21 protein-coding genes, 2 tRNA genes and 1 pseudogene are annotated in these 24,385 nt (G+C 35.8%); 12 read left to right on the forward strand and 12 right to left on the reverse strand.

Translation table 11 applies throughout. The annotated features are described in order from the left end of the window. Positions 1-54: 54 nt before the first annotated feature. On the forward strand, positions 55-1,284 hold the full coding sequence (locus tag CINF_RS02460) for a HipA domain-containing protein (protein WP_179975619.1): 1,230 nt from the start codon (positions 55-57) through the stop codon (positions 1,282-1,284). Between the two features lie 288 nt (positions 1,285-1,572). Here CINF_RS02460 and murI read toward each other — a convergent pair whose 3' ends face one another. From murI to rpoD, 3 genes are all read right to left on the reverse strand, one after another. Further along, the gene (gene murI / locus CINF_RS02465) at positions 1,573-2,340 is read right to left on the reverse strand and encodes a glutamate racemase (RefSeq protein ID WP_179975620.1); all 768 of its coding nucleotides are present in this window, start codon (positions 2,338-2,340) and stop codon (positions 1,573-1,575) included. After that, positions 2,337-3,224 carry a YihY/virulence factor BrkB family protein gene (locus CINF_RS02470; RefSeq protein WP_178696639.1) on the reverse strand — a complete coding sequence of 296 codons (888 nt, stop codon included), beginning with the start codon at positions 3,222-3,224 and terminating at the stop codon, positions 2,337-2,339. Before CINF_RS02470 ends, murI begins: the two co-directional genes overlap by 4 nt. Before the next feature lie 198 nt (positions 3,225-3,422). Then, on the reverse strand, positions 3,423-5,279 hold the full coding sequence (gene rpoD / locus CINF_RS02475) for an RNA polymerase sigma factor RpoD (RefSeq protein ID WP_179975621.1): 1,857 nt from the start codon (positions 5,277-5,279) through the stop codon (positions 3,423-3,425). Positions 5,280-5,436: 157 nt separating this feature from the next. On the opposite strand from rpoD, the gene CINF_RS02480 reads away from it, so the two are divergent. Next, entirely contained in the window at positions 5,437-6,252 is an 816-nt protein-coding gene (locus CINF_RS02480) for a flagellar hook-basal body protein (protein ID WP_179975622.1), read from the forward strand. A gap of 18 nt (positions 6,253-6,270) precedes the next feature. Continuing rightward, entirely contained in the window at positions 6,271-7,059 is a 789-nt protein-coding gene (gene flgG, locus CINF_RS02485; protein WP_178696642.1) for a flagellar basal-body rod protein FlgG, read from the forward strand. 137 nt (positions 7,060-7,196) lie between these two features. Here the strand turns inward: flgG and CINF_RS02490 are convergent, their stop codons facing one another. Next, positions 7,197-7,631: a phosphoribosyltransferase gene (locus tag CINF_RS02490; RefSeq protein ID WP_179975623.1), complete on the reverse strand. Its 435-nt coding sequence runs from the start codon at positions 7,629-7,631 to the stop codon at positions 7,197-7,199. Positions 7,632-7,654: 23 nt separating this feature from the next. Next, on the reverse strand, positions 7,655-8,860 hold the full coding sequence (locus CINF_RS02495; RefSeq protein ID WP_179975624.1) for a potassium/proton antiporter: 1,206 nt from the start codon (positions 8,858-8,860) through the stop codon (positions 7,655-7,657). Positions 8,861-9,272: 412 nt separating this feature from the next. Here CINF_RS02495 and CINF_RS02500 point away from each other — a divergent pair, with 412 nt between their 5' ends. Further along, complete coding sequence (locus CINF_RS02500; RefSeq protein ID WP_179975625.1) at positions 9,273-10,088, forward strand: radical SAM protein; 816 nt, start codon at positions 9,273-9,275, stop codon at positions 10,086-10,088. 8 nt (positions 10,089-10,096) lie between these two features. Next, on the forward strand, positions 10,097-10,891 hold the full coding sequence (locus tag CINF_RS09055; protein WP_178696646.1) for a CatB-related O-acetyltransferase: 795 nt from the start codon (positions 10,097-10,099) through the stop codon (positions 10,889-10,891). Between the two features lie 215 nt (positions 10,892-11,106). Here CINF_RS09055 and CINF_RS02510 read toward each other — a convergent pair whose 3' ends face one another. Together CINF_RS02510 and CINF_RS02515 are read right to left on the reverse strand one after the other, a co-directional pair. Next, complete coding sequence (locus CINF_RS02510; protein ID WP_179975626.1) at positions 11,107-11,619, reverse strand: flagellar basal body-associated FliL family protein; 513 nt, start codon at positions 11,617-11,619, stop codon at positions 11,107-11,109. 1 nt (position 11,620) lies between these two features. Beyond that, positions 11,621-12,943: an ATP-dependent DNA helicase gene (locus tag CINF_RS02515; protein WP_240156147.1), complete on the reverse strand. Its 1,323-nt coding sequence runs from the start codon at positions 12,941-12,943 to the stop codon at positions 11,621-11,623. Positions 12,944-13,009: 66 nt separating this feature from the next. Between CINF_RS02515 and CINF_RS02520 the strand changes: the two genes are divergently transcribed. Genes CINF_RS02520 through CINF_RS02540 form a run of 5 tightly spaced genes read left to right on the forward strand, consistent with a single transcriptional unit; the run spans position 13,010 to position 18,458 of the window. Further along, complete coding sequence (locus tag CINF_RS02520) at positions 13,010-15,040, forward strand: M15 family metallopeptidase (protein WP_178696648.1); 2,031 nt, start codon at positions 13,010-13,012, stop codon at positions 15,038-15,040. 17 nt (positions 15,041-15,057) lie between these two features. Then, positions 15,058-16,245 carry a glutathionylspermidine synthase family protein gene (locus CINF_RS02525; RefSeq protein WP_179975924.1) on the forward strand — a complete coding sequence of 396 codons (1,188 nt, stop codon included), beginning with the start codon at positions 15,058-15,060 and terminating at the stop codon, positions 16,243-16,245. Continuing rightward, the gene (locus tag CINF_RS02530) at positions 16,245-16,850 is read left to right on the forward strand and encodes a UbiX family flavin prenyltransferase (RefSeq protein ID WP_179975627.1); all 606 of its coding nucleotides are present in this window, start codon (positions 16,245-16,247) and stop codon (positions 16,848-16,850) included. The genes CINF_RS02525 and CINF_RS02530 overlap by 1 nt, the downstream gene beginning before the upstream one ends. Continuing rightward, the gene (locus tag CINF_RS02535; RefSeq protein ID WP_179975628.1) at positions 16,850-17,794 is read left to right on the forward strand and encodes a D-2-hydroxyacid dehydrogenase; all 945 of its coding nucleotides are present in this window, start codon (positions 16,850-16,852) and stop codon (positions 17,792-17,794) included. The genes CINF_RS02530 and CINF_RS02535 overlap by 1 nt, the downstream gene beginning before the upstream one ends. Continuing rightward, entirely contained in the window at positions 17,784-18,458 is a 675-nt protein-coding gene (locus tag CINF_RS02540; protein ID WP_178696651.1) for a thioredoxin domain-containing protein, read from the forward strand. The genes CINF_RS02535 and CINF_RS02540 overlap by 11 nt, the downstream gene beginning before the upstream one ends. Positions 18,459-19,162: 704 nt before the next feature. Here the strand turns inward: CINF_RS02540 and CINF_RS02545 are convergent. Further along, entirely contained in the window at positions 19,163-19,858 is a 696-nt protein-coding gene (locus tag CINF_RS02545) for a hydrogenase-4 component G (protein ID WP_179975629.1), read from the reverse strand. Positions 19,859-20,009: 151 nt separating this feature from the next. Between CINF_RS02545 and CINF_RS02550 the strand changes: the two genes are divergently transcribed. Next, positions 20,010-20,084: transfer RNA gene (locus CINF_RS02550), tRNA-Glu, on the forward strand. Between the two features lie 56 nt (positions 20,085-20,140). Here the strand turns inward: CINF_RS02550 and CINF_RS02555 are convergent. Further along, on the reverse strand, positions 20,141-22,222 hold the full coding sequence (locus CINF_RS02555) for a TonB-dependent receptor domain-containing protein (RefSeq protein WP_179975630.1): 2,082 nt from the start codon (positions 22,220-22,222) through the stop codon (positions 20,141-20,143). Between the two features lie 245 nt (positions 22,223-22,467). Here CINF_RS02555 and CINF_RS02560 point away from each other — a divergent pair. After that, positions 22,468-22,540 (forward strand) — tRNA-Lys (locus tag CINF_RS02560). Positions 22,541-22,669: 129 nt separating this feature from the next. Here the strand turns inward: CINF_RS02560 and CINF_RS02565 are convergent. The 3 genes and pseudogenes from CINF_RS02565 to CINF_RS02575 form a co-directional block, all read right to left on the reverse strand. Then, positions 22,670-23,236, reverse strand: coding sequence for a hypothetical protein (locus CINF_RS02565; RefSeq protein ID WP_420808770.1), 567 nt, complete (start codon positions 23,234-23,236; stop codon positions 22,670-22,672). A 27-nt stretch (positions 23,237-23,263) separates the two neighbouring features. Next, a pseudogene (locus CINF_RS02570) lies at positions 23,264-24,123 on the reverse strand (secretin N-terminal domain-containing protein); the annotation flags it as partial. Continuing rightward, positions 24,101-24,361 (reverse strand): transformation system protein, encoded by a 261-nt coding sequence (locus tag CINF_RS02575; protein WP_179975631.1) that lies wholly within the window; start codon positions 24,359-24,361, stop codon positions 24,101-24,103. The gene CINF_RS02575 and the pseudogene CINF_RS02570, both read right to left, overlap by 23 nt. Positions 24,362-24,385: the final 24 nt, after the last annotated feature.

Here is a 24,385-nt window from a genome sequence, read left to right on the forward strand (position 1 = left end):
GCGATGATAAATTTTAAAATTTGTGTTTTTGTAAGCATTTGTGCGGGAAAATAAATGTTTTATCAATTAAAAAATAAAGACGAGATTATTTTAAGATTTGAAGTTGGCGATATTCAAACGCAGGCTTTAGGTAAAGACATAGCCGAACAAGCCGTATTAAATGTCGATATTAGGAACGATAATTTACCTAGAGCTATCAATAAAGACGACTTAAAAAAATCTTTAAAATCTTGGATTGAAAACAGAAAAATTCCCAAAAATAGGCAATTCGTTAAAAATATCGTGTCCTCTTACGCGCAGCAAGGTAAAAGCGACTTTATGGCTTATGTTAATGTATCTTTAGCGCTTAGTCTAAACGATACCTTTTGGATTACTCCAGCTGGCGCGGATTATAAATGGAGCGATTATAATCTTTACGATAATAGATTTGACGAAGCCTTATCGCTGGTCGCTTTTAGCGGTATGAACCATAAAGTAAGCGGCTTTACATCCTCGCCCGAATATACGACTAACGGTATGCTTAAAAAATGCTGGTACCGGGAGTGGAACGGAATTTATCTTTATAAAGGCTCTAGCGAGGCTTACGCAAACGGCGGCAGGGAAGCTTACGCAGAGTTTTATATGGCGCAGGTCGCAAAAGTTTTAGGCTTTGAGCATATAAAATACGATTTGCGAAAATTTCACGATGAGTTAGTAAGCTCGTGTAAAATTTTTACTAGCCAAAAAGAGGGTTATGTGCCGATATATTATTTTTTATCCGAACGCGATAAGAGAGCGCGAGGTAACGAACTGGTAAATGCCGTCGCAAAAATATACGGAAAAGAAAAGTTAGAAGATTTATTGCTATTTGATGCTATTATTTACAATACCGATAGGCATTTGGGAAATTTCGGTATGATGATTGATAACGATACGGGCGCGCCGCTACGATCAGCGCCGATATTCGATAACGGCTTATCAATAATAAATCTTTTAATAAAATCCGAATTAAGCGATATAAATGCGGCATTAGCCGAAACTACTTCATTTTTCGGCTATATTTTTGACGCGCAACTAAAACTAGCAGTAAGCGATAGGCACTTAGAGGGCTTAGAAAAGCTTAGTAAATTCGAGTTTGAAAAGCACGCCGAATTTAACTTAGATGACGAGTGGCTAGAGCCAATACAAAATCATATACGAGATAGAGCGGTGCTAGCAATGAAGTTTTGCGACGAAAATAAAAACAAGCAAAAAAGCGAGCAATCGGAGCAAATTTTAAATAGGCGCGTAGCGCGACACAAGTAGCAAAGGATCACCAAAATCACAGCAGAAATCTCAATCATCTTTAGTGGTTAAGATGAATGCTCTTAAGTGCCATTAGCCACTTATATGAAAGAAACATTATAGCTAGGCTAAAAATACGGTGCGCTTTTTTGAGGCGCTTTTTTGGCGCTATGATAAAATAAATTGTAAAATTTGTGTTTTTACACTCTTAGCGGGCTTGGTGCGCTTTGATATTAGGCAGGTTTGATTATTTTTGGATTTGCTGATTTTGGATTGATAATTTAAAATTTTAGTGTTAATAAACTTAAATTAGTTGATTTCGTGCGCTGTTTTTAGCCAGTTTAAGCATTTTTTTATTAAAGCCATTTCACTTTCATTTGCTTTTCGTTTAGATATAAAAAACTCAGTGCGTTCTAAAATCTCGCTAATATCGCAATTTTCGCGTTTTATTAATTCTAAATTTAGCGTTTTGGCTAGATTTTTAACCGTGCCAAAATTGCCATCAATAAAGCTGATATTTGGATTTAAGTTTTTTATCGCTTTTTTAAAATAATTAAAATGCGTGCAGCCAAGCACGAATATATCACACTTTGAAAGGTCTAGGCTTTTTAGATAATCTGGCTCAAACTCTCCGCACTCAGCAAATTCTACTAATTTTGGCAAGGCTAGTAAATCCACGCCCTTGCTATCAAGGCTTGCTAGCAAGGTTTTTAGCTTTTGTCCCTTTATGGTTAGTGGGGTAGCGGCGATGATTATATGGGCGTTTTTGTGAGTATCAAGAGCTAGTTTTATGGCTGGCTCCATTGCTATTATTTTAGCCTTAAACCTTGCTCTAAATTCATTATTTGCTACGCTGCTAGCTGTGTTACAAGCTATGATAATAGCCTGGCAACCTTGGGCTATTAAAAAATTTAAAGCCTGGCTTAAAAGCTCGCGTATTTCATCATCTGTGCGCACTCCATAAGGCACATTATCTCTATCAGCATAATAAATAAAGCTAGCGTCCCTAAGGCATAAAAAACTCTCATAAAGCACGCCAAGCCCGCCAACTCCGCTATCAAAAACACCAATTTTCATTGATTTTTCTTGCCTTTTGCTGATTTTGTGTGAGCGTTGTTTGGGTTTTGGATTTGTATTTGTGCGTTTGGGTTTTGTGGGCTATCTTGGTCATCTAGGGCAGTATCTAGCCCATAAACGCAAGCTTTTAGCCCAAATAAAAATATAATCCAGCTTACATAAAGCCACACAAAGAAAAAAAGCAGCGTTGATAGTGAGCCATAAATGCTTTCATAGCTTTTGTTATAAAAAACATAGCTTATGAAAAATAATTTTGAAATATTCCACACCCCACTAGCTATAAACCCAACGCCAAAAATACGCCACAGCGGGATTTTGCGGTTAATGCAAATAGCATAAGTTACCGAAAAAATCGCCAAAATTATCAAAAAGGGCAAGAGTTCTAAAAAATTAATATTTTTAGTAAATGCGCTAGCATTAAGCATTTTTTGCACAAAATGCGAAAGATAAAAGCTTGAAGCCAGAGCTAGTGGCATTAGCGTCATTAGCGTCCAATAAACGCTAACCCTAGTCCAAAAACTACGCGCTTTGGTGCGCGCTAGCGTAGTTACAACAAACTCAAAATTTGAAAAAAACATTAAGCTAGTTATCACCATAGCCACAAGGCCTGTTATACCAAGCTTTGAGCTGTTTTGTAAGAAATTTTCTAAATGCTCGCCGACTATTTCTTGATGTGCTGGCAAAAGCGAGCCAGCGACAAAATTCATTATTAAATTATAATATTCTTTAAAGCTTGGCATTTGCGTAAAAAGCGAGAGAGAAAGAAAAATAAAAGGAATAATGGCCATAACGCTATAAAAACTAAGCGAGGCCGCGTAATGGTAAATGTGCCTATCTTGTAAGCTACGGAGAACGGAAAATGCGATTTGGCGAAATTTATTCATTTTTTTTCTTTTTATTTAAAATTTGGCATTTTTAGGCATTTTAAAATTTTACTTCTTTAAAAAATTTAAACCCAAAAATTCGGCTAGTATTTAAAACTTGCGGTAGCAAAAGTTAAAATTTTAAAAATTTTAAAATTTCAAGCATTTTAAAATTTCAAACTCCCGCAAGTTCTTGGCATTAATTTTGCAAATTAAAATTTAAGAATTGCCCATTATGTAGTTTTTGAGCTTTCTGCCAAATTTTGGATAGCGCAATTTTTTAATGGCTGAGCTTTCTATTTGGCGCACGCGCTCTCTGGTGATGTTTTCGGCTCTGCCGATTTCTTCAAGGGTTAAATCGCTTTGATCTTCCATCAAGCCAAAGCGCATTTTTATCACCTCGCGCTCTCTTGGGTTTAGTTGAGCTAGCACTTCTTCGATTTGCTCTCTTAAATCGTCTTTTAAAATTTGCTCTAATGGACTAACAGAGCTTTTATCTTCTACAAAATCACCGTATTTGCCGTCATCTTCGCTACCAATTGGGGCTTCAAGTGAAATTGGCTCTTTGGTGATTTTAATTACTTGCTTAACCTTATCTACGCTTAATCCTACTTCTTTTGCTAATTCATCAATACTTGGCTCTTTGCCTTGTTCTTGGATGTATTTTCGCGTGATTTTATTTATGCGGTTTATAGTTTCTATCATATGGATTGGAATGCGAATAGTGCGCGCTTGGTCGGCTATGGCGCGACTGATTGCTTGGCGAATCCACCAGGTGGCATAGGTTGAAAATTTATAGCCTTTTTTGTATTCAAATTTATCAATGGCTTTCATTAGCCCGATATTGCCCTCTTGAATTAAATCCAAAAACGGCAAACCGCGGTTAGTGTAGCGTTTGGCTATGCTTACAACAAGGCGCAAATTCGCCCTTGCCATCTTAGCCTTGGCATTGTCTGAGATATTTTTACCGCGTTTTATTTGATCTAAGACTATTTTAAGTTCGTTTTGGTCTAGGTTAAAGCCGGATTTTGACGCTTCTTTTGTTTTAAAAAGCTTTTGAATGCTTACATAGGTATTTACCATTGTTGCTTCGCTTACGCGCGCGGATATTTCATCTTTGCTAAGATTTGTGATGTCTTTTAAGATGGCGTTGTGTTCTTCGCGGAGTTTTGCTGAGCATAGATTTAGGCGGTATTCTAGGCTTTGGAGATCTTTTTTAAAATCATCATCGCTTTTTAGGGCAGTTTCTATCGAGCGGACAATTTCATTTATTAGCTTGCTTGTAGGCCCTAAATCTACAAGTTTTTCTTTAAGAATTTTTTTCTTAAAGTATAGGTTTAGTTTGGCTTGTAGGTTTTCTTCTTTTGCTTGGCTTAGGCTATTTTGTGGCATTGATTTTAGCCATTCTTTTTTGGCTTTTTCTAGGGCTTTAAAGCTTTCTTCTACTTTTATTGCTCTTTTGTCGTGCTTTTTTTGTTTGATTTTTTTGGCATCTTCTGTTTCATCAAAATCATTTTCATCGTTTTCATCTATATCTTCATCTTCTTCGCCTTCTTCATCAAAGCTTTTAAATAGTTCTTTTACGCGCCTTTCTCTATTTATTAGCGGTTCTTTATAGCTTAGGATAAAATCAATCAAATACGCCACAGAGCAAAAAGCATCTAAAATCGTATCCTCGCCAAGCTCGATTTTTTTGCTAATTTCTACTTCTTCGTCTTTATTTAATAATGAAATTTGACCCATTTCGCGCAAGTAAATTCTAACCGGGCTATCTGAGCGCGACCATTCTAAAAGATCGGTTTCGGTGCTTAAATCTAGCTCTTTTTCTACTTCTTCATCGCTTAATTTTTTTTTAGTTGCGCTGGCTTTTTTGCTTTCTTTTTCTTTTAATTTGGTAGCTTCGGCCGCGCTTATTAAAGCCGTTTTGTATTTTTTGCTAAGTTCGGAGATTTTTTTGATTTGGGTTGCGTTTGGGGCTTTATCAAAAAGGCGTATTAGCTTTTCAAAGGTTACATAGCCTTTGGTGTTTTCTTTAAAAAGCTCATCAATTGCGATGGTTAGTTCTTTTGCGGTCATTTACTCTCCTTAGTAAGATCTATGGGTTAAAATGTAAGTTGTAAAAAATCGGCGAGATTTTAGCAAGGTTTAGTAAATTTATAGAATTTTATTTAAAATTTTTTTGGAATGGCTTTTGCTTAGAGCTAAAAAAATTACAAAAAACTAAGGCAAAATTATGAATAATGGATATTATCAAGCAGCTGGCGCGATGGTTACGCAGTTTAACCGCCTTGATGTAATCACTCAAAATTTAGCTAATGTAAATACCATGGGCTATAAACGCCAAGATGTCGTAATAGCCGATTTTGAGCGCATTTTTAAAGACAGGCGCGATGAATTGCCCTTACAAAATCACACCAAAGATGCGGCGAAATTTTTATCTCGTAGTATAAATAGAGTGCCAAATATAAATGAGCGTTATACTGATTATAGTGCTGGGGCGATGAAAGCTAGCACAAATGCGCTAGATGTAGCCATTACGCGCGATGATAGCTTTTTGATGGTTCAAACCCCAAATGGCGATTTAAGATTAAGCAAAAATGGTTCATTAAACCTTGATGATGAAGGTTTTATCGTTACAAAAGATGGATATCGCGTGATGGATAGTGCTTATGCTAACACGCCAGATGGCCGCCGTGGCATACAAGTGCCACCAGATGTAGCACTAACAATAACGCAAAATGGAGAAGTTTATGGCGATGATGTGCTTTTGGGGCGTTTTTTCGTGGCAGTGCCAAGAGAAATTAGAGATTTAATGCCTGATGGCGATAATTTATATAAATTCCCACGCATTGAAGATATAGAAGATAACGAAATAAGCGCAGCCTTTAAACAAGGCATAGCGCAAATGTCAAATGTAAATCCAGTAACTGAAATGGTAAATCTAATCCAAACCCAAAGAATGGTAGAAACTTACCAAAAGGTTATGACAACGCATATGAATGATTTAAATAGCGAAGCCATAAGCAAGCTAGCAAGCGTGCGGGCATAAATTTTAAAAGGATAAAAAATGTTAAGATCTTTATACACAGCTGCTACTGGTATGATAGCACAACAAACCCAAGTAGATACAACCTCGCATAACATAGCAAATGTAAATACAATAGGCTATAAGAAAAATCGCGCAGAATTTGCGGATTTGATGTATCAAGTGATGCAATATTCTGGCACGCCAACAAGCACCACAACCACTAGCCCAACAGGCATAGAAGTAGGCCTTGGCGTGCGCCCAACAGCCGTAACTAAGCTATTTGGGCAAGGTTATTTTAAAGAAACTGGCAATAATTTAGATATGGCAATTGCTGGCAATGGCTTTTTTCAGGTTCAATTACCAGATGGGACTATCGCATACACAAGAAATGGCGCGTGGAAATTAGATGGAGATGGCAATATAGTAAATAGCGATGGTTATGCGCTAATGCCACAAATGAATATCCCAGCTGATGCTACGCAAATTTCAGTGGGTGTTGATGGGACGGTTTCTGTTTTACAACCTGGCAACCAAGAAATGCAACAAATCGGTCAAATAGAATTAGTAAATTTTGTAAATCCAGCGGGTTTGCACGCAACAGGCGATAATAATTTTTTACAAACAGCAGCTAGTGGCGCGCCAATAGCAGGCATAGCAGGCCAAGATGGCTTAGGGCAAATCAAGCAAAGTTTTGTGGAGATGAGTAATGTGCAATTAGTAGAAGAAATGACAGAGCTAATTACTGGCCAACGCGCTTATGAAGCAAACTCAAAGGCCATTACCACAAGCGATTCTATGCTTCAAACTGTAAATGATTTAAAAAGATAAGTAAAAATTAATTTTGGCGTTTAAGCACGCCAAATTTTAATGCGTTTTAAAATTTGGGCAAATTTTAAAGAAATTTAACGCAGGTTTTTAGGCACATTTTAATAAACAAATTTTAATAGGCAAATTTTAAGCAAATTTTAAAGCGCCTCCCAAGCAAACTCTATCCATTCATCAGTAAAATTTATAAAATAATCAGGTTTTATTTGCGCGCTTTTTTTGTAAAATAAGCTAGCCGTTTTTAGCTCGCAAGTATTAAAATTTTGCCTTAAAACATCTAAAACGCCAAGCAATGTTTGGCCACTATCTACTATATCATCGCAAATTAGCGCATTTTCAAAGCCAGATAAATTTGGTATATTATAAATTTTCAGCGTGCTTTTTTGCTGGTCGTTATAAAGCGAGGCATTTATGCAAAATACAGCCCTAATGCCAAGCAAATGCCCAAGGCGCTGGGCTAAGCTAAGTCCGCCACGCGATATGGCTACGATACAAGCTGGGTTAAAATCAGCCTTTATTTGCTGTGATAGCTTTTTACAATCAATGCTAAACTCATCATAGCTATATTTTTTCATTTTTAGCCTTGAAATTTTAAAATTTATTCTGTTACGCCTAGCTTTTTGGCCATAAAACTAATGCTCATACCTTGGATTAGCACAGATACTAAAACGGCAAAAAAGACTATATTAAATATCATATCGCTTTCAGGCAGGGCATAAACATAAGGATAAGTAGCAAGTATAATAGGCACGGCACCGCGCAAGCCAACCCATGAGATATAAAGTTTTTCATTGCGCCCAAAACGCGAAAAACCAAGCCCCAAAAACACAGCCAAAGGACGCGCAATAAACATCAGCACAAGAGATAAAATACAAGCTTCAAAAGCCACAGATGGTAGATTTGAGGGCAAAACCAAAAGCCCAAGCGTTAAAAACACGATAATTTGCATCATCCAAGCAAGTGCTTCGTGAAAAGCCAAAATGCTTTCTTTATGCGCAAAAATATAGCGGTTGCTTAAAATTCCAGCTATGTAAATTGTAAGAAAACCATTGCCCCAAAGTAGATTTGAAAGCCCAAACATTATAAAAAGCCAAGCCACGCTAATTAGCGAATAAAGCCCATTTTGCATTAAGCCTAAGCGATCGCAAAGCTTTGGGAAAAGCCAGCCAAATGCGATGCCAAGCGCGATACCAACGCCAAATTGTAAGGTAAAATTTAAGGCCAAATTAGAAAGCTCTATGCCATCGCCACTATTTTGTAAAGAAATAAGCTGTAAGATTGTAATGGTTAAAAATATCGCCATAGGGTCGTTTGAGCCGCTTTCAAGCTCTAAAAGTTCGCCTAAACCGCGCTTTAAGACGATTTTTTGTGTGCGCAGTATCATAAAAACAGCAGCCGCATCTGTCGAGCTTACAATAGAGCCAAGCAAAAGCGCTTCTAAAAAGCTAAAATTAAGCACAAAATATATAAAACAAGCCATTATCACAGCAGTTATTGCCACGCCAAAAGTAGCTAAAATCACCCCGCTTACTATCACACTTTTAATATCAGCAAAACGCGTCTCTAACCCGCCATTATAAAGTATAAAAATCAAAGCCACAGTGCCAACAGCTTGTGCTAAGAGCGAGTTTGAAAAGCGTATGCCAACTAGGCCTTCTTCGCCCAAAAGCATACCAAGTCCTAAAAATATTAAAAGCAATGGCACGCCGATTTTTTGGGTGATTTTGCTTGAATAAACGCTTACAAAAAGTATGGCGCCGGTAATAATTATGTAAATGTGTAAATTTTCTACTATGCTTGACAAAATGCGCCTTTGTGATTTTTGTAATGTTAGTTGAGCTTATTTTAATTCATTTTTGCGCGATTTTAGCAAAAAATTTTAAATTAAATTAAAATTTATGCCTTTTTGCGTTTTTAAATTAAAATTTTTATCGCCATTATATAAATATGCTATAATCGCGCCCCAAAATCAAAATAAGGATAATTATGGAAAAAACAGGTGATTTAGCTAGCGCACAAAGCCAAATACATACCCCCCCCAAGAAATTAAGCAAATAGAACAAAACATACAAATCCTTGCCAAAGCGCACAATGATTTAATAACAAACCATAAGCAATTAGGCGCTGCCCACAATGAACTAGCCCAAAATTTTAATTTGCTTGCCGAAAATTTTAATTCTTTAATAAAACATTTTAAAATTTTAAGGCACGGATTTTTGCGCACCTTGCCACAAGCTTATATAGGTTTGGTTGAGATTCAATTAGCCGAGCATTGTAATTTAAATTGTAAGGGCTGTTCGCATTTTAGCCAGTTAGCTAGTAAAGAATTAATTGATTTAGAAATTTTAGAGCGTGATTTTGCAAGGCTTAGCGATCTTAGCGATAAATTAGTAGGCAAAATCCACTTAATGGGCGGTGAGCCACTTTTACACCCAAAAGTAAATGAAATAATGATTTTAACGCGCAAATACTTCCCAAATGCCATAATAAAATTAGTAACAAATGGAGTGCTTTTGCCAAAGCAAAATGATGAGTTTTATAAAACCGCAGCCGCACAAGGCGTAATAATCGCGCCCACGCCGTATCCTTTAAAGATTGATTGGGATAGTGTGAATGCTAAAATCGCCAAATACGCTTGTGAGTTTGAGTGGTTTGATGGTGGCGAACCTAATCAAAAAACCTTTCGCCGTTTTGCCCTTGATGAAAATGGCAGGCAAAATGCTAGGACAAATTTTATGTGTTGTGGGATTGCTAATTCATGCACTCTACTTCGCGATGGCAAGCTTTATACCTGCTCGATTATTGGCAATATACAGCATTTTAATAAGTATTTTGAGAAAAAAGGTGAGCTTAAAAAAGCCTTAGAAGTTAGCAAGAATGATTATATTGATATTCATAAAGCGCGCGATTATAATGAAATTTTACAATTCATCGCAAAACCTGCGGCATTTTGTCGTTTTTGTAAGGTTGATGAATGGGTAGAAACTGGCACTTGGGAGCTAAGCAAGCGTGAAATAAACGAATATTTTTAAGGATAAAGATGAATGAAATTTTAAGCAGAGATTATGGTTTGTTGTTGCTTGGCAGGACTTATGCGAATGCTAATTTTATTTATGAGCGTCCGTTTTGCTTGCATGAGAGCGTGTTTTTTACGCATGGTTTTGGCGGGGCATTTAGTTATGTAAATGCTGGCTCTGTGATGAGAAATTGTTATATTGGGCGGTATTGTTCGCTTAGCACAAATCTTGGCTTTGGTATGGGACAACATCCTATGAATCATATAACTAGCAGTCTTAGCATAAATAATTATTTTGCTAGCATGCATTCAAGCGGTAATTTAGCCACGCCTTGTAAGGGTTTGGATGATTATGATTGGTGGCCTGCGCCTACTTTTATAGGCAATGATGTGTGGATAGGCGCAAATGCCTTTGCTCCGGGCGCAAAAAAGATTCGCATAGGAAATGGCGCCGTAATCGCAGCTAATTCAGTAATCACAAAAGATGTGCCAGCATATGCCGTAGTAGCTGGTAATCCAGCCAAAATAGTCAAAATGCGCTTTAAAGATGAAATATGCGCGGATTTAGAAAAAATTGCCTGGTGGGATTATGATTTAAAAAAGCTAAGTTTAGAAAAAGGCGAACTTTTAAAACGCGTAATAAAAGAGCCAAGCGAGTTTATAAAAGCCTGGGAGAATGAATTAGGCGGGGTTGCAAAGGATTTTATGATAGCAAAACAATGCTATTTGGTTAAGATCCAAAATAATTCTATGAATATAAATCCAGTAGAGGGCGATGCAAGGGAGTTTGTTTTTGCTTCGCCTATAAAGATTGATTAAAATTTGCTTGAAATTTTAAATTTGGCTGAAAAGCGTGATTAAAGTTTGGCGTAAATTTTGAAATTTGGTTGATTTAAGGGCGTTTTGCTAGCTAAAAGCGTGGTATGGATTAAAATTTGTGCGTAAATTTTAGCGCAAAATTTTAGTTTAAAATTTAAACCAATCCGCGCTTAAATTTTAAAATTTTAAATCCTGCTAGCAAGGGCGTAGTAAAATTATTGATAAAAATCAATATCGCCAAAATCTTTTATGCCATCGATGATTTTTGCGTTATTTTTCATTTGTTCTTGTATTAGCTTTTGGGCGGATTTTTGGGCGTTTTGTTTGGAGTTTGTTTCGTTTAAGCTAGTTTGGCATTTTTGCTCTATTAGCGTTTTTAAGGCATTTATATCGATATCAGGCGCAAATTTTAAGGCTAAAATATAAATGCGCTCGATTTTGATATTGTATTTTTGCTTTGAGTATTGAATAAGGGCGCCTTTTAGCGCTTCTTTGCCCTTGCTAGTCATTAAATCCTCAGCATAAAAGCTACCAATTATCACATTTAGCGCATCTTTTAGCTGTGCTTGATTGGCATTTTGCGTGCTTGTAAGTTGCATATCTAGCACAATTTTTTTAAAATTTGTGCTGTTTTTAGAATACAAATCGCTTTGAAAATTTTCTATATTGATTTGCTGGGCGTTTAAAAATGCGCCCAAAACTAAAATTATAAATTTTAATCTCATCATCTTAGCTCTCTTTTAAAAACTTTGCATTTTGATAAAATGCGCTCACATCGCTATCACAAGCAATGCTTTTTTGTAAATGCCAGGCTAGATTGCGCCCACTAAAATGCAAAAATAGCCCTTTTGGATTTGTGGCTCTTGAAAGCGCGACATATAATTGCCCGCGCGCAAAAATATCATCAATATCGCACACAAACTCATCTAAACTCATACCCTGACTTTTATGTATGGTGATGGCGTATGCAAGGCGCAAGGGGTATTGGATAAATTTTGCTCTTTGAATGCTTATGATTTCATCGCCATTATTTGCGTATTCGTTTAGCTCAATAACGCTCTTGCTAACTTCTACAATCACGCCATTTTTTTTGGCTACTTTTATGATTTCATCATTAATTTCAACTATCGCGCCGCGCTCGCCATTGTAAAAACTACCGCGCTTATTAGCACAAAATATCACCTCCGCGCCTACTTTTAGCTCTAAAATTTGTGGCAAGGTAATGCTTTGGATCCATTTTAAAATGGCTTGCTCGCTTAATTTTTTATCAAGTATTTCAACGCTAGCTTCAAAGCTGTAAAGTCGCGCTTTTATTTCATTTAGGCGTGCTTTATTAACAGCATCTGCTTTTTTATTAACCCCAAAAAGTCTTAGGGCGTCTTTTGGTGCTTGATTTGTTGGGCTTATTAAGCAAGAACGCAAAAACTCCAAGCATTTTTGGCTTAATATCCCAATTCTTAATTCATTTAAAAGAGCGTAAAATTCCAAATCATTAGTGCGTTTTGAATGAAGCAAAAGCACATTTTGTGGATTTATCATCTCCCACGAATGCGAGCTAAATGCATAAATGCTTGTGTTAAAAAGATTTTGTGTAAATTTTGCATTATCATCTAAGCCATTTACGCCTTTTTGCACCGGCGCTAATTGATAAAAATCCCCAACCAAAAGCAACGCGCCATTAAAGCCACGATTTAGCCTGTAATTTATCATATTAAATAAATCAGCACTCACCATTGAAATTTCATCAATTATCAATAAATCTATTTTTTTAATAATCTCATTTAATTCTTGTAATTTTTGTATTTGCTTTTTATCAAGCTGGCTAAGTTCATTTAAATCCTTGCTTATACCAAAGCTAAAAAAGCTGTGGATTGTGATTCCGCCGATATTTACAGCACTTATGCCTGTGCTGCCAAGGGCTACTACTGCTTTATTGTTTTTTTCATAATGCTCTATGATTTGGCGCGTTAAATAGCTTTTTCCAACGCCACCACCACCTGTTAAAAATACAGCTTTTTTCTTTTCTAAAATCTCTAAAATTTGCCCTAACACGCAATAAAACCTTAGATTTTTTGCTACAATTATAGCCTTTTTTTAAATTTTAAAACAAGGCTATAAATGAAAAAAATTAAAATTTTACTGATTTTTTTATTTTCTAGTATTTTTTTGATTTCTTGTGCTAGCAAAAATCCCAAAAGCATTTTAGATGAAAAGCAAGAATTAGAGCTAAACACAACGCTTTTGCCAACTCGCTACAACGCGCAAAATAGCGGACTTGCCCCAAGTTTGCTTGATCCTTTTATCAGCCAAAACGCAAATGATTTAGAGCAGGTTTATCCTTATAATATCAAGCTAGATGAAAATCGCTATTTAGAGCAGTTATTTCGCGCTTGGGATAAAAATAGCATTGCTGAGATTAAAGAAAGTATGTGGGCGTTAAATTATTATAAAAAAGGTTTTAATGAAAAGGGCAAAAAACGCAGCAAAAAATGGTTTAAAGCCTTATATGCTAACGCAAATGCCAAATCTTATGCTAGCATTAATCAAGGCGCGATTATAATTAGACCAACCTTAGCGCGCAATCTCCCAACAAATGAGCGACTTTATGGCTCAAAAATAGACGCTACAAATCAAAATTTTGATTTATTACAAGAATCCGTGCTTGGGGCGTTTGTGCCTGTTATGGTGCTTCATTATAGCAAGGATGGTAAATGGGCATTTGTGCGCACAGACGCTTTTTATAGCTTTGTAAAGGCCGAGGATCTAATGCTTTTAGATGAAAATGCTCAAAAAACTTATAGAAATTTTAATTTTGCTGTTTTTATTAAAGAGGACATAAATATAATCACAACTAGCAAAACCTTACATAAAGCTAAAAAAACCAAAACCGCTAGAAAATTTGCTAGCCAGATTAGATCTAGAATAGGCACGATTTTCCCATACACTAGCGAAGATGCGCGGAGATTTTATTTTAATGGCAAAATTGGTGAAAATGCATTAAAATTTAACATTCCAAAAGGCATAGGTTCGCACTTTTTAATGGTAAATGACGAAAATCTAAAAAATATGGCAAATGAATTAATAGGCCAAAAATACGGCTGGGGCGGACAATGGTGGCTTAGGGACTGCTCGCTATTTACAAAAGATTTTTTTGCTAGTTTTGGTTTATGGCTACCTAGAAACTCGCAACAACAAGGCAAAATCGGTACAAATATAAAATTAAAAAATTTAAACAATAAACAAAAGCAAATTTTATTAAACAACAAAATGCTAGGGCTTACTAGCCTTTTAGTAATGCCAGGGCATGTGATGATTTATGCTGGTGGCAATGAAGCTGTGCATAATGTTTGGGGGATTCGCACCGCACAAAATGGCCGTGCCTTGGTAGCAAAAACCGCCATCACGGATTTAGAGCTAGGCAAAGGCTATGAAGATATAAAAGATGAAGCGCTTTTATTATCGCGCCTAAGTTCGGCGACTCTTATAATAGATCCCCAAAAAATCGCCTTAGAACATGCTTATGGAGTGAGAATTGTTAATGATGAAATTCGCTTTGATAATGCTAGGGTGCTTAGTTATAGCGATATAAATGCTAGCGCGATATTTAGCCTGCCTTATGGGCTTTATAAGGGATTAAATACGCCACGAAACGATGCTGGCAGGGTTAGAATTTATGAACTTTTTGATGAAATTTATGGTAAAAATGAAAGCGAAATTAAAGCTAATCTTAAAAAAATAATTTGGCTAAAAGGCGTTTTTGATAAGCCTTTGGAGTTTAATGCTAAAAACGGCGCAGCCGATGCCTTAGAGCGAGTAAGCGCTGAATTAAGCTTACTTGCAAAACAAAATCCAAAATTAAAAAATTTATTAAAAGATAGCGGGACTTTTAAATACCGCGTAATTGCTGGCACTAATGCTCTAAGCGCGCACGCATATGGCATAGCGATTGATATAGGCGTAGATCATAGCACTTATTGGCGTTGGCATAAAAAATACAAAAACGCCTTGCCAGCGCAAATAATTGAAATTTTTGAACGCAATGGCTTTATTTGGGGCGGACGCTGGGAGCATTTTGATACTATGCATTTTGAGTATAGACCAGAGTTTATGATGCTAGAAAAGCTAAAAAATACAAACTTAAATAATTAAAATTTACAAAAGGATAAATAATGAAAATCCAAAAAACAATGCCTATAAGCACGGAGTATTTAGAAAGCATTGGCTTTTCGTGGCATACAGATAATGATGGCACGCCTTATGCCTCGGCTGAATTAGTAGAAATTTCAAGCAAACAAGCAGATGAGTATTACGAGGCTGTAAATCAGCTATATGATATGTTTGTAAATGCTGCTCAATATGTAATAGATAATGATTTATTTTTTGAGCTTGGCATACCTTATAATTTGATAGATTTAATTAAGCAAAGCTGGGAAAATGATGTCCATTGGCATCTTTATGGGCGTTTTGATTTGGCTGGCGGGCTTGATGGTAAGCCTATAAAGCTGATTGAGTTTAATGCTGATACGCCAACGGCTGTGTTTGAAACTGCTATTTTACAATGGGCAATTCTTAAACAAAATGGCTTAGATGAAGCCGCGCAATTTAATGATTTATTTGATGGCTTGGTAGAAAATTTTAAACGCTTAATGACGCTTGATGATGATACTAGCGAGTTTGATGAGCTTTATGCGCAAAATCCATATAAAATTTTATTTACTTGTATTGAGGGAAATAGCGAAGATGAAGCAACGACAAGGCTAATACAAGCTTGTGCTAATCGCGCAGGCTTTAATACGCGTTTTGCTTATATTCACGAGATTAGCTTTGATGATGAAAATGGAATTTTTGTAGATGGGCAAAATTATGAGTTTTTATTTAAGCTAATCCCTTGGGAGCAAATAGCTATTGATGAGGGCGAGCTTGGGCTGATTTTACAAAATATAATAAAAAACCAAAAAGCCATAATCTTAAATCCAGCTTATACTTTATTGTTTCAAAGCAAGGGCATAATGAAAATTTTATGGGATTTATATCCTAATCACCCGCTTTTGCTCCATTCAAGCTATGAGCCACTAGCTAATAAAAAGCAAGTTAAAAAGCCATTTTTAGCAAGAGAGGGCGCAAATGTAAGCATAATCAGCCAAGATGGAGCCGTGCTAGAAAAAAACGGCGGAGAATACGAAAATGGCAAATTTTTATACCAAGAATATTATGATTTTAACCAAGATGAAAAAGGGCAAAAATATCAAGCTGGCGTGTTTTTTGCCTTTGAGGGTTGTGCGCTTGGATTTAGGCGCGGGGCTGAGATTATAGATAATTTTTCAAAATTTGTAGGGCATATTATAGTAGATTGATGAAAGTAATAGTAGGAATTAGCGGGGCTAGCCTTGGTTTATTTGGCATAAAAACAGCAAATGCTTTATTTGATGCAAAATGCGATGTTTGCGTGATTTTTAGCCAAAATGCTAAAATTTCGCTTGCTTGTGAGAGTTTAACAAATAGCACAAATTTTAATCCATCTAGTCTAAAAACAGCCACAAAAGCCGAACTTTTAGCCCTTGGCGATGAAGTGATAGCTCAAAATTTGTATTCTAAAATTAATATAGAAAGCGAAATTTGGGCTAGCCCAGCAAGCGGTAGTAGCGGATTTGAGGCGATGATTATTGCTCCGTGTAGTATAAATTGCCTTGGCAAAATCGCTTGTGGATTAAGTGATAGTTTGCTTACCCGCGCTGCTAGCGTGATGATAAAAGAGCAGCGCAAGCTGGTTTTAGGCGTGCGTGAAATGCCATTAAACATTATAAGCTTAGAGCAAATGAGCGCGCTTGCAAAACTTGGCGTGATAATGGCTCCGCCTGTTTTGGCAAGTTATAGCGGGGATGAAATGCAAAATTTTATAATCGGCAAATGGCTAGATATTTTGGGCGTAAAAAATGATTTATATAAAAGGTGGGAGTGATGAAAATAGTGCTGCTTGATGCGGATACCTTAGGGCGCGATACTGATTTGGGCGCGTTTGCTAGCTTGGGCGAGTTTATTAGCTATAAAACTACTAGCCAAAACGAAGTAAAAGGGCGCATAAAAGATGCTGATATAATCATCACAAACAAGGTTTGCCTTGGCAAAAATGAGCTTGAAAATAGCAAAGTAGGGCTAATTGCTTTAACGGCAACTGGTACGAATAATATCGACTTGGAATTTTGCGCAAAAAGCGGTATAGTCGTAAAAAATGTGGCTAACTACTCTACAAACTCAGTCGCCCAGCAGTGCTTTGCGAGTTTGCTGGCTTTATTAAATCACACGAGCTATTATGATAGCTATTGTAAGGATATAAATGGCTGGGCAAATAGCGAAGTTTTCGTGCATTTACAGGCTAAAATTTACGAGCTAGCAAATAAAAGCTTTTGCGTTGTGGGCTTTGGCGATATAGGGCGCGCGGTTGCAAAAATCGCTAGCGCTTTTAATTGCAATGTTTGCTATTACTCAACTAGCGGTAAAAACAATAACAACGAATACAAAAGAGTAAATTTTGAAGATGTCCTAAAATATAACATTATAAGTATTCACGCTCCATTAAATGAAAAAACACAAAATCTTTTTAATAAAAATGCGATACAAAAGTTACAAAATGGGACAATTTTGGCAAATTTTGGCCGTGGCGCGATAGTAGATGAAAACGCATTAGCCCGCGAAATTGACGAACGAGAGATTTATTATTGTTGTGATGTTTTAAGCACAGAGCCTATGCCGAAAAATCATCCATTTTTAAGCCTAAAACATAAAGAACACTTGCTTTTAAGCCCGCATATTGCGTGGGCTAGCGTTGAAGCTAGAAAAACCTTAATGGGTTTAGTTTATGAAAATATAAAAAATTTCTTAAAGGAGAAAAACAATGAAAGTTAATTTAGTGAGAATGCTAAAAAATACGGCCTTAGTTTTGATTATAAGCGCATTTTATACTAGCACCTTGCTAGCCAAAGCCTACGAAGAACTGCCAAAAAACATACAATTTAAAGATGCAAATGCCACGGTGGTTGAGGTGCTTAGCTATCAATGCATTCACTGCTATAATCATTTTCGCGCTAAAACAATGAAAAATTTAGCCCAAAAGTTTCAAAATGTTACATTTTATGAATGGCAAGTGGCGCAAATGGGAGAATTTGGCGAGCAAATGAACGAAATTTTAGCCTATGCAAAAGGGCTTGATATAAGAGATGGATTTAATAGCGTAAAAGATGATGAAAGCTACACAAATAAAATTTTAAAAGCATATTTTGAGGCTACTTTTAAATATAAATTTAACTTTAAAGACGAAAGCGAGTTTTATTTAATCGCCCTTGATATTTTTAACCAAAGCCACAAAATAACGAGCGCGGACATACAAAACTACGCCAAAAGCCAAAACGGCAAGCAGTATTTAGATGCTAGCGCGCAAGCTTACGAAATAGCAAAGCTCCACGGCACGCCAAGTTTTATAATAAATGGCAAATATATGTTAAACACAAGCAAAATAAAATCTTATGAAGAGTTTGAAAAACTAGTAGGCGAGCTTTTAAATAAACTTTAAGCTTGCTAAAATAGGGCGATTTTGTGAAGTTGGCTTGTAAATTTTATTTGGCGTGTTGATTTTGCTTGATAAATTTTAAAATTTGCCGTATAAAAAGCCCATAAAAACTTTTGGAATTTATCAAAAAGCACGCTAGTTAAAGTTTAAAATGCCAAATTTTAATTTAAAATTTATGTTTGTTTAATGAAATTAAAAAGCTAAATTTTAATTTTAAAAGCTATGTTTGCTTGATGAAATTTTAAAAGCTAAGATAAGTTTTGGCTTGATGATTAAAGCGAGAAATTCCATAATAGCCCGCTAAATTAATCATTTAAGTGGCAAAAATAAATCCTAGCAATTTTTTGTAAAATCTTTTTACAAATTAAAATTTCAAGCCAAAAGTTATTTAATTTATATTAGCAAAATCCAAAGTAGCTTGGCAAAGAAAATTATCCCACGCGCGTTAAATTGCGCCCAGCACATTCATTAAAGCACATTCATTAAAACATATTCATTTAAAGCAACATTCATTAAAGCGCAGTCTAGTTTTTTAGAGTGCAAAGAGCTTGCCAAAAATAGCTTAGAGAGCGAGTTATTTCAAGGCTAAAATTAGAGCGAAGCAAAATTTAAAAAAATACGCCAAACGCGCTTAATTTGGCCTCACTTTTTCATAATGAGGCCGAAATTTTAAATTTAGGAGTGAGTTTAAAATTTATTTATTTTGATTAAGCCTCTAAGCTCATCACATTGCCACCTAGTTCGTTGATGCGTTCATCTATCATTTTCAAAAGAAGTTCTTGCGTTTTTTGCGATATTTCAGGGAGTTTGCCACCCCAAAGTTTTTGTGCTTGGTTAAAGCCATTTATCACGCCTTCTTTGCCGGCTTTTAGCTTTTCTAAATCATCGCCAGCGCCGTTTATCACAAAATCAGCCACGCGTTTTGCGGTATTTTCCATACCAAAAAAGCCCTTGTCGCTTACTAAATCGGCAGCTTCATTTTTGCTTAAAGTATTTAATGGCTTGCCGCTATAACCTATGGCGCTTAAATCTATCATTTTAAATAAATCATTAAGGTTTGCGTTTGTGCCGTCTTTGCCAACTGAGCCGGTGATATTTAATAAAGTCATACTAGCATTAAAGCTACTACCAGCTGGCCCAGAGCTAGCCCCAAAACTAGCAAGCCCAACTTGCAAGCTAAAATTTGAGCCACTTTGAGTAAAGCTTGCTTGCATAAATTGCATTTGATAATTTTGCATTAAACCTTTGCCGCTAAGCTCGCTAGCTGCGTTTTTGATGGCGTTTTTGTCTAAATTTTTGCCAAAATTTTGATTGGTTAATTCGCTTAGATTTTGGCCGTTTTTGTTCGCGCCACTAAACATACTAGCCAAAGAGCTAAGATTTGAAGATACTGAGTTGTCCATTGTGTAACCTTTGTGTTAAGATGAGTTTAGCTTATATCGGCAATAATATAAAATATTAAAATTTTTTTTAAAAATTTTAATATTTAAATAGCTTTAATTTATAGAATAATTTTAATTTCAGTTTTTTTGGATAAAATTGCGCCCTTATTTTGGCCCCTTCGTCTAGTGGTTAGGACACTGGCCTCTCACGCCGGCAACACGAGTTCGAATCTCGTAGGGGTCACCAATAAATTTTAAATAATTTTAGGGCGCGCGTTTAGGTAAATTTTAAAATAAATCTAATTAAAATTTATAACTTAGGCTAGCCTTTATGCTTCTACCCTCGCTCCAATCAATGCTACTGTCGCGATCTGCGCTTGCGCTGCGTTGGCTGTGGGACCAATAAGCTTTATCAAATAAATTATAAATTCCAAAATTTACTTCTAAATTTTTTAATTTACCATCGCTAGGGGTCCAGTTGGCGTAAATATCGCTAGTGGCGTATCCTGGCTTTTTAAAGCTTGTGTTGCTACCATTTTTGGTGTCGATTTTATTTACAGCGATTAAATTATAACCGATTAAAGTATCCAAGCTAGCGATGAAATACTCGGCATTAAATGTATATTTATCACCTGAATCCGAATACGCTAGCACACCACCATAGCCTGCGTTGTTGTTAGAATTTTTGTATTTTGTGCGGCTGTGAGAGTAGCTAGCTGCGAGGCTTAGGGCGTTTATGTTGTAGCGTGCGCTAATTTCAACTCCATTTGTATCGGCTGGGCCACCATTTATGCGTCTTATACCAACTTCGCCAGCTCGTCCCATTTCTACTATTAAATTTTTGTATTGATCGTAAAAATATTTGGTGCTTAGGCTGATATTTTGATTGTCGGTGATATTTGTTTGATATCTTATGCCAAGTTCATAAGCATTCCCGGTTTCAGGCTCTAATTCATCATTTGTGGTTATGCTTAGCACATTGCTACCATCTAGGCGAATTGATTCTATCGGGTCTGGGCCACGAAATAGCCTAGCGTAGCTAGCATATAAGCCAAGTCCCATATCTAATTGATAATCTATGCTAAAAGCTGGTGAAATTTCACTCCAAGAGTATTTTGCACGCTCGCCAGATGATAGCGGGCTGGTGGTGAGTTTGCCACCTCTACCAGGTGATGTTATAGTGCCTATAACATCGCCGCCCATAGTGTGTAATACATAATGATCCAATCTAACGCCTGGTGTGAGCGTTAAATTGCCATAACGAAATTGATCTTCTATAAATAAAGAAAAGCTATCTGCTTTATCATCTTGGACTTTTGGATTTTTTATGCTTTCTTGTGTGTAGCCAGGGCGTGTGATATTTAGTGTGCCTTTGCTTGGAAAGGTATAGTTTGAGGCGTTTTTATTGTATGATTTGCTTTGATAATACTCACCACCATATACTAAGGTATTACTAAATGCATCGCTTTGAAATAATGTTTTATTGATTATTTTTGCGCCGATGGTTTTAACGCCAGCATTTAGGCTAGATTTCATATGATGATCTGTATAATAAGCGTTTGCGCTTAAATCCACATAATCATTTGGATTGTAAGTAAATTTGCTTGTGTATGTATCGCGAAAATATTTAGTATCTACTGGATTGCCCTGGCTTGCCCATTCAGCTTTTAGCGGATACATACCATCGTATTGCATTCTTTGGCTACTTAGCTCTAATCTTGCATAATCATTAAAATCGTAGCCTATTTTAAATAATAAATCCAAATCATCGCCATCGCCGCCCATTCTATAACCATTTGCGCTCTTGCCAAAATCATGTCCATGGTGGCTGATGCTAGTTAGGGCATCAAATCCTTCATATGCTCCAAATAAAATTAAATTTTGTCCCCAATTTTTATTATTGCTTGTGTAAGAGCCTTTTAATTTACCGCCAAAACTTTGCCCATCTTCAAGCAAGTCGCGCGCATTTGCTGTTTCAAATGCGATCGAGCCGCCAAGCGCGCCACTTGTGCCAACAACTGAATGCACGCCAAGACCAATATCTACTGCTTTAATCAGCTCAGGGTCTAATAACAAATCAGCGCTATGATGAAAAGCATTGCCTTTTTGTCTGGCACCATCTATGGTGATATTTATACCACGATCATTTATGCCGCGCATATAAATTTTTTGGTTTAGGCCATTTTCGCCACCTACATAAACGCCAGGCACATCACGCAAAATGTCTTTTATAAGATTTGCATTTCTTACGCTAATCTTGCTAGCATCGATATTTTCATTGCCGGTGCTACTTATTACATTGATTTGACCTAGGTTTGTAACATCATCTGCTTTAAGCGCGCAACAACTAAGCGCCACGCAAGCAAAAAATGAGAGTTTTCTCATTTTATCTCCTTGATTTTAAAAAATAGTGGCAGAATTATATTTTAAAAATGATAATAAATCGCAAATATAAGATAAATTTTTAATAATAGTTATCATTTTATTTATAAAATATCTTAAAATTATTTATTATTAAAATTTTTCTAAGATATTAAAATTTATTATTTGCTTTTATAAAATCATAATAAATATTTAAGAAAAAAAATCAAAAAAAAATTGTATAATTCCAGCTCAAATTTTAATTTTACGCCTCCTTAGCTCAGTTGGTAGAGCAGATCACTCTTAATGATAAGGTCGTAGGTTCGAGGCCTACAGGGGGCAGATTTATTTTAAATTTTATTTTTTATTATTAAATTTTAATTTTTAAGCTTGTAAATTTTAATTTACTTGTGTTTTTGGAGTGTAAATTTCAATTTAGCTAATTTTAAGCTAAATTGAAATTTTAAAATTTTAAACGCTTAAATATCCAAGCACTAAGCAAGTAAGAACGCCAAGAGCTAAGACGATGAGTTGTGGGTTTCTATCTTTTTTAGAGGCAAAAAGCGTTATCATCAAACCAGAAAGATACAAAAACGCCAAAGCAATGCCAAAGCCAACCCCTAGCACGCTAAAATACCAGCCGCCTTTATCTTTGTGTAATAAAATCATATCACCTAATAAACTGCGCGTTGTTGTTTTGATGATTAGTGTTTGTGGGTCTTGTTGCTTGGCGTTGATACTATAATGAATGCCACCTAAGCTTATGCCACCTTGTTTTCTGTCATTTCTTAGCTTTGTGTTGCTAGGAATTTTGATGTTTTGTTCGCTAAGAATTTGAAGTAGCATTTGCTCTTCTTGGCCTTTGATTAGGGTTGCATTTACTTCGTATTGCATTTTTGTTGCAAATACATCATCTTTTATGCCAAAAATATACGCTACACCACTAATTGAATAAAGTAGTGCCACTGGCAAGAAAAATAAGCTCACATAAATATGTGATAGACGAAAAAATTTGGTTTTGTTCATTTGAACCTCCATTAAAATAAAGCCTAAATCATACAAAAAAAGGGTGAAGTTTTTGCCATTTTGCGAAAGAAAATTCAAAACAGAATTAAAATTAATATTCACCCTTAAACCTAAATTTTTCACAAAACCTTGCCCGCTTTGAAGCTGGATAAAAGAATTTTGCCCATTTTGCGTAGTGCTGGCAAAATCGAGATTGAAATTTTGCCAATTAATGCCACTTGAGTGATTTTCATTTAAATTTACAGCAATAATGCTAATATCAATAATCACTTGTTGTTTTAAGTCTATTTTCAAGCTTAGTGATATATTCTCCTATCTTTTAAGCTGTATGGGTGTGCCTGTAACGATGATAATGCCAGCATTTGCATTGATAATAGGCATTTTTACCTCACCATAAGCTTCCAATAAAGCAGTGATTTCTTTTTCTATATTTTGCCAAAAGTCAAATTTTTCCATACTTTTAATCATATTATCATTACTCTCATCACTTAAATCATTTTCATTTTGTCTGGGCTTAGAATCCACAGAAGCCTTAATAATGCTTTGTCCCTCGCGAACGGAAGTGATATAACTTAACTTAAAAATTTGCGTTGAAATTCCCCAAATGCTTAAAATCTTGCCATTGAATTCATAATTTAAATTATTTTCTTTCAGCAAAAGCTTAAAAATTTTCTCCAAAGTCATTTGGCTAATGTAAAGACTTTTTTGCATTTTTCCTAGTTCGCTTTTAGCCAATTCATCCTTAACAACTATGCTAAAAGTGCAATAGCTCGCAAGCTCATCAAGTGCTTCTTCTATACTTAAACTTTCTTTAATTTGAATATCAAAAAGTCTTTTTTGCAGTCCATACCATAAAAAATCGAACAAAAAAACAAATTAATCAATAAAAATCTTAGCATTTTGCCTAAACTCTAAAGTAATATTTTGTTCATCATATTCAAAAATAACGCTTCTTGCGTCAATACGCCTTAAAATCGCATTATGAATAAGGTCATTTTCTTTATACCATTTATTATTAATTCTCACTTTTTGGGGAAAAATGGCTTGAATTTCTAGCTTTGCCATTTGTTCTAAAGTAGGATTTAAGAATGGATTTTGCAAATTTAACAATTTATTTTGTAAATCTTGTGCGTGCAAGCTAAACCCTAACAAACACGCACA

It is taken from the genome of Candidatus Campylobacter infans (genome assembly GCF_013416015.1).
Lineage (GTDB): Bacteria > Campylobacterota > Campylobacteria > Campylobacterales > Campylobacteraceae > Campylobacter > Campylobacter infans.